The organism is Streptococcus parasanguinis, from assembly GCF_001578955.1.
Lineage (GTDB): Bacteria > Bacillota > Bacilli > Lactobacillales > Streptococcaceae > Streptococcus > Streptococcus parasanguinis_U.
This window is the reverse complement of sequence record NZ_KQ969689.1, coordinates 360,395-364,853: the sequence shown is the minus strand read 5'-3', so window position 1 is coordinate 364,853 and position 4,459 is coordinate 360,395. Positions and strand designations below refer to the sequence as shown.

Annotated in this window: 3 protein-coding genes; 1 reads left to right on the top strand and 2 read right to left on the bottom strand. The window is 40.2% G+C overall.

Annotation, left to right across the window (positions count from 1 at the left end; genetic code table 11):
• Positions 1-481 precede the first annotated feature (481 nt).
• Complete coding sequence (locus SPADD19_RS01715) at positions 482-1,531, top strand: DUF389 domain-containing protein (protein WP_061455045.1); 1,050 nt, start codon at positions 482-484, stop codon at positions 1,529-1,531.
• Positions 1,532-1,737: 206 nt separating this feature from the next.
• On the opposite strand, the gene thrS is transcribed toward SPADD19_RS01715, so the two are convergent.
• Positions 1,738-3,681, bottom strand: coding sequence for a threonine--tRNA ligase (gene thrS / locus SPADD19_RS01710; RefSeq protein WP_061455044.1), 1,944 nt, complete (start codon positions 3,679-3,681; stop codon positions 1,738-1,740).
• A gap of 353 nt (positions 3,682-4,034) precedes the next feature.
• Positions 4,035-4,459 (bottom strand): glycosyltransferase (locus tag SPADD19_RS12325; protein ID WP_423170597.1); only part of this gene is annotated, 425 nt, incomplete at its 5' end.

Genomic DNA, 4,459 nt, shown 5'->3' with positions numbered 1-4,459 from the left:
AAAGATAATTGAGAGACTAGAACTTTTGTCCCACTCTCACTCGGGAGTTTTGGAACTTCATAGAAGTTCGCTGACGTTCTTACTCACCTAAGGAAAGTTTTTTAGATTGTTTTATCCTCAATCTTTTTATTTTTTTCATTATTTCTCAACACGTGATTTGTTGGCGATATCAGCTAGGATTGCTGCTACAAACTCATCATGTTTAAACATTAAAACGGTATCTACTTTCAGAGGAGATATCGTTTTTCTTCTTCGGATAAGGATACAAAAATTTCTTCCTTTCTCTATCTTTTAAATTAATTGATTCTCAGAGAAAGACTGTAAAATTTTTGATATAATATGTAGGATGGACTGATGGATATTTAAAAGATAATGTTCAAAAGAATCACAGGTAAGAATTAAAAACATATCAGTTTGGACAGAAGTCTCTCTACCATCATCCATGCAGAAACAAAATTATTTGAAATAAAAGGAATAACCAATGTCCGGAAACTATTCAACACGTGAATTCCGCGAGAAACTATATGATGACCTTCATGTTCGATTAAGAGATACAGTGATTTTGATGTGTTCGATTTTTATTGCCTCTATAGGTCTAAATATGAATTCAACAGCTGTCATTATTGGAGCCATGCTGATTTCCCCTCTTATGACACCGATTATTGGACTGGGGTTTGGTTTAGCTATTTTTGATACGCGTTTAATCAAGCAATCTCTAGGGGTTTTATTTACTCAAGTATTGGTCAGTTTGCTTGTCTCGACTCTATATTTCTGGATTTCTCCCTTATCTTATGCAAGTAGCGAATTGATTGCACGAACCTCTCCAACCATTTGGGATGTTCTCATTGCTATTGCGGGTGGGATAGCAGGTGTCATTGGTTCAAGAAAAAAAGAAGCAAACAATATCGTGCCAGGAGTAGCCATTGCAACAGCTCTGATGCCACCTATCTGCACTGCAGGCTATGGTTTAGCTAATGGAAATGTACGATTTTTATTTGGGGCTCTCTATCTTTTCTTGATCAATTGTGTCTTTATCATGCTAATCAATATTGTTGGAACAAGAATTATGATGAGACAATCTCCCTTAAGTTCATTTAAAGAGCTAAGCATGAAAATGAGAATTGGGTTGATATCCTTGATTGTATTATTGGTTCTTCCAGCCAGCTATTCAGCAGTCACTCTGACGATGGATCAAGCACGAAAAGAAGGGATCAAACAGTTTGTAGGAAAAGAGTTCGCCAATCATACGATCATTAATCAAGTCTACAAGTCAAGTAGCAATGAATTGGTCTTGACGGTTGTTGGAGATCCGATTTCAGAAGAAGAATTAGAAACCATTCGCCAAAAACAAGACTCTTACGGTATTCAATCTGTTCAATTGAAAGTCAATCAAGTCCATAATTCGACAAAATTAGATAGTGAGACGACCAAGGAATTTTACGAAAATATTGACAAGTATATCGATCAAAAACTCTCTGAAAAAGATTCACAAAACGATCTCGTAAAAGAAAATGAAGCAGACAAGGACTGAGGATAGTCAACTTATCTAACTCATGGAAGCAAATCTTGGGAGGATATCCTATATCCAAAAGTTAATGGATAGAAAGGATTGTTGATGAGGATACTATTTGTGGTGGTTTGACCGATCACTACTAGCTCAGGTTAAATAGAAAAAGCAACAACTGAAATAGTTGTTGCTTTTTCTTACTAAAAAATATTTCTCAGACTGTGATCGTTTTATTTCTCAACACGAGATTTATTTGCAATATCTGCAAGAATCAATTCTACAAATGCATCTACCGGCATGGTTTCTGTTTCTTTTTGACCATAACGGCGAACGTTTACAGCCTGCTCTTCCATTTCCTTGTCACCAACGATTAATTGGTAAGGAATTTTTTGAGTTTGAGAAGCACGAATCTTGAACTGCATTTTTTCATTGCGTTCATCCACATCAGCTCGAACACCACGGTCACGAAGTTTCTTAGCCACTTCCCAAGCATAGTCTACGTGTTTTTCGTTCGATACTGGGATAAGGGTTACTTGGTGAGGAGCAAGCCAGGTTGGGAAAGCTCCCTTGTAGTTTTCAATCAAGATCGCAGTAAAGCGTTCCATGGTTGAGATAACCCCACGATGGATCATGACTGGACGGTGTTCTTCCCCGTCTGCTCCAATGTAATGAAGATCAAAGCGTTCTGGAAGCAAGAAGTCCAATTGGATAGTAGAAAGTGTTTCTTCATTACCAAGGGCAGTCTTCACTTGGATGTCCAATTTTGGTCCGTAGAAGGCAGCTTCACCTTCTGCTTCAAAGTAGTCGAGTTCCATGTCATCCATGGCTGATTTCAACATGCTTTGAGCATTTTCCCACATTTCATCATTGTCAAAGTATTTGTGAGTATCTTTAGGGTCGCGGTAAGACAAGCGGAAACGGTAATCTGTCAAGTTAAAGTCTTCATACACATCGATGATCAATTGAAGGATCTTCTTGAATTCTTCCTCGATTTGTTCTGGAGCCACAAAGGTATGACCATCATTCAGAGACATTTCACGCACACGTTGAAGTCCTGTAAGGGCACCAGATTTTTCATAACGGTGCATCATACCGATTTCAGCGATACGGATTGGCAATTCGCGGTAAGAGTGCACATGGTGTTTGTAAACTTCGATGTGGTGAGGACAGTTCATTGGACGAAGAACAAATTCTTCTCCATCCCCCATATCCATTGGTGGGAACATGTCTTCACGGTAGTGATCCCAGTGACCTGAAGTCTTATAAAGTTCTACAGAAGCAATTGGTGGAGTATAGACGTGTTGGTAGCCTGCTGCGACTTCTTTATCAACGATATAGCGTTCCAACTCACGACGGATCGTCGCACCATTTGGCAACCAGAATGGAAGACCTTGACCAACTTCTTGAGAAATCATGAACAAATCAAGCTCTTTCCCAAGTTTACGGTGGTCACGTTCCTTGGCTTCTTCACGCATTTGAAGGTAGTTCTTCAAATCTTTCTTGTCAAACCAAGCAGTACCGTAAATCCGTTGCATCATCGCATTGTCGCTATTCCCACGCCAGTAAGCACCAGCAACGTTAAGAAGGTGGAAGATTTGGATGCGACCAGTTGATGGGACGTGTGGGCCACGGCAAAGGTCTACATACTCACCTTGACGGTAGATGGTCAACCCACCTTCGTCTTCTGAGTGCTCTTCAATCAATTCCAATTTGTATGGATCGTTTTTGAAGATTTCACGCGCTTCATCCTTGGTCACTTCTTCACGGATTGATGGGAAGTTTTCCTTCACGATTTTCTTCATTTCTTCTTCGATACGAGGAAGGTCTTCGTTAGAGATTTGACCAGCTTGGTTGTCTGTATCGTAGTAGAAACCATCTTCGATCGCTGGACCGACACCCAAGTGGATATCAGGGAAGAGGCGACGAGCTGCTTGGGCAAACAAGTGTGCCGCTGAGTGACGCAAGATTGGAAGAGCATCTTCGTGATCAGGTGTCACGATTTCAATGCTTCCATCTTCAGTGATGGCACGAGTTGTGTCAATCAATTTGCCGTTGAATTTACCAGCAAGAGCTTTTTTAGCCAAAGAATTGCTGATAGATTGGGCAATTTCAAAAGTTGTAACGCCAGATTCGAATTCACGAACAGCGCCATCTGGGAAAGTAATCTTAATCATGATTTTCTCCTTATAAAGTTTTTAGTAGCTAAATGGGTGGGAGGTGTCTTTGAACATTGGAATCATCATTCCTTTTGATGTCTTCATTAAGAAATCAAAAAAGCGACCTCCTCGAAAGGACGTCGCAACGTGGTTCCACCTTCATTTATGTTCCTCAAAAAAGAGGGACACCTCTGATTGGCTCTAACGTAGCCACCGTTTTATGTTTGCATAAAAGAATCACGAGTAGTCCCAAACCTATCCTCTACGCGATTTCCAGCCCCACGCGCTCTCTATCAGATTTCCTAGATTTGATATGTCTCTGTCAGTTATTATAGCACGATTGAAAAATTTTGCAAGAAAAAGTTTCATTTTCAATCAAAGAAATGAGTGATTTTACGGATTTTCTTCACTTGTTTGACCGAAGCCTTCATCATCTTCACAGATCCATTGACCGGAAGAGCAATCACCTTGGTCGGGATTTTCACAATGGTCTTAGACATCCGCTTGACCCGACTTTGCTCAGGATTCAAATCATTTGAAAAGTCTTTAGAGATGATTTTATCCAGGTAAAATTCGTAGACCCGACGGCCAAAGGTTGCTGCAGAAATATCATCAATCTTTTCTGCCCACTTGGTCTCATCGATTGCGGGCATCTTGTCAATCGCTTCAAGAATTGCTTGTGCCAGATCGCTCTCTTCATAAAAGAGCTTTCCAAACATAGGGTCATCAATCACATGATTGAGATAAGGATTGCCATGAGCGATGATTGGAGTACCACTTGCAATACTCTCTAAAT